Origin of the sequence: Tabrizicola sp., from assembly GCF_031377265.1 — a bacterium.
In the GTDB taxonomy this organism is placed as follows: Bacteria; Pseudomonadota; Alphaproteobacteria; order Rhodobacterales; family Rhodobacteraceae; genus JAUYQR01.
In genome coordinates this window covers 1-2,270 of sequence record NZ_JANMET010000099.1, presented here as the reverse complement: position 1 = coordinate 2,270, position 2,270 = coordinate 1, and the positions used below count along the sequence as shown (strand labels likewise).

At 62.0% G+C, this 2,270-nt stretch carries 2 protein-coding genes; both read left to right on the top strand.

The window, feature by feature from the left end; all coding sequences use genetic code 11:
* The first annotated feature begins 246 nt into the window (after window positions 1-246).
* Window positions 247-1,446, top strand: a complete 1,200-nt coding sequence (locus RMO18_RS05860; protein ID WP_309664539.1) for an ABC transporter substrate-binding protein — start codon at window positions 247-249, stop codon at window positions 1,444-1,446.
* Between the two features lie 58 nt (window positions 1,447-1,504).
* A partial coding sequence (locus RMO18_RS05855; RefSeq protein WP_309664538.1) for an ABC transporter permease subunit occupies window positions 1,505-2,270 on the top strand: 766 nt, incomplete at its 3' end.

Sequence of the window (2,270 nt, the reverse complement as noted above, 5' to 3'; positions counted from 1 at the left end):
CGCTTCCGGTAGGCCGTGCCATCGTGGCAAGAGAACGAAAAGGGTCATGCCGTCAGCTCCTCGTACAGTGGTGTGGTTGGTCAATGCACCACCACCATTTGAGGCTTGACTTGCGATGCAGAGTCTTCCATGAATTAACCGTGCATCGAAGCACGTGAAAATCCATGCAGCGCAGCAGAACAATGGTTCAGTTGCGCTTTTTGCTGTCCTGATGTTCTGTTTCGCTCGAACAACAGGGGCTCCGCAATGAACAAACTAATCGTGGCTGCAAGTCTCGCGATCTTCGCGGGCGGCAGTGCATTCGCCGAAACGAAGATCGGCGCGATCTTCGACCTGACCGGCGGGTTGAACATCTATGGCATCCAGCAAAACAACGCGCTTGAACTGGCAGTGGAACAGATAAACGCCGCAGGTGGCGTGCTGGGCGCGCCGATCAGCGTGGTCAGCTATGACGCCCAGTCTGAACTGACCAAGTATACGCAGTTCACCACCACGGCGATCCTGCGGGACGATGTAGATGCCCTGTTCGCGGGCCTGACCTCGTCCTCGCGCGAGGCGATCCGGCCGATCGTGCAGGCCAACAACGTGCTCTACTTCTACCCTTCGCTTTATGAGGGAGGTGCCTGCGACAAGCAGACCTTCGTGACCGGTTCCTCGGCATCGCAGCAGCTTGACGTGCTCATTGAATGGGCGATCCAGAAATACGGCCCCAAGATCTATATCATGGCACCGGACTACAACTTCGGCACCATCTCGGCGCACTGGGTCCACGAATACGCCAAGCAGTACGGTGGCGAAGTGGTCGGCGAGGATTTCCTTGCGCTGACCGTCACGGACTATGCGCCCACGATCCAGAAGATCCAGCAGTCAGCCCCCGATTTTGTGGTCGCCCTGCCGGTGGGCGCGAACCAGACAGGCTTCCTGGAGCAGTTCGCGGCGGCGGGCCTGAAGGAGTCGATCGGCGTCGTCTCGACCAACTACGGCTCGGGCAACCAGCAGGTGGTGGTGTCGCCCGCAGCAGGCGAAGGGCTGATCGCCAGCCAGGGGTATTTCCAGGTGGTTGATAACCCGGCAAACGCGGCCTTTGTCGCGGCGTGGACGGCCAAATACGGATCATCGGAACCAATCGTCTCGGTCGCCGTCGACACCTGGAACGCTGTGCACCTGTGGGCGGCGGCGGTGAACCAGGCAGGCAGCGCCGACATCGCGGCGGTCACAGCGGCACTGGAAAGCGGCCTGACCTTTGAGGCTCCCAACGGGACTGTCGGTTTCGAGCCGGGGTCGCACCACCTGCGCCAGAACATCTATATCGTCGAGGGCGATGCGAACCACAGCTTCACGGTCGTCGAGACCTTCGATGCCGTGGCCCCCGCCTACGAAAACGCGATGTGCGACCTGATCAAGGATCCCGCGATCGCCACGCAGTTCACGCCGGAAGGCATGTGACGCCGCACGCGCGCCCGGGCCATTCCGGGCGCGTTCTTCTTATTCCGGGGAACCTGCCATGGAACTCGACTTTCTGGCGACAGTGCTGCTGTCGTCGCTGTCCAGCGCATCGATTCTTTTGATCGCCACTATCGGCCTGGCCGTCGTCTTCGGTCTGATGGGCGTCATCAATCTGGCGCATGGCGAGTTTCTGATGATCGGGGCCTACACGGCGCTGACCGTCACGCAGGCGGGCGTGCCCTATGTGCTGTCGATCCCGATTGCCGTAGCGGTGACCATGGCCATCGGCGCGCTGGTCGAGGTGCTGATCATCAGCCGCCTTTACGGGCGCATCTTTGACACGATGCTGGCGACCTGGGGCATCAGCATCGCGTTCTACCAGCTTGCGGTCCTGACCTTCGGCACGGTGTCGCCGGGCATCGGGATGCCACAGATCAGCGTGAAGATCGGGGCCTACTCGCTTGCGGTCTATCCGCTGCTGATGATCGGGGTGGCGGTCTTGATGCTGGGGTTCGTCTACTTGCTTATGACGCGCAGCGTCTACGGCATGAAGGCCCGCGCCTCGATCCAGGTGCCCGAGATGGCGCGTGCGATCGGCATCTCTTCGGCCCGGGTAAACACCATGACCTTCGCGCTTGGCTGCGGGTTGGCAGGGTTCGCGGGGGCCGTGCTGCTGCCCATTGTGCCAGCAACGCCGTCGATGGGGTTCGCGTTCGTGATCAAGGCCTTCCTGACTGTTGTGGTGGCCGGACCGGTGACCCTGACGGGCAGCGCGCTGGCGGCACTCGGCCTTGGCGGGGGGGCGGCGGTCACGGCGAGCTTCC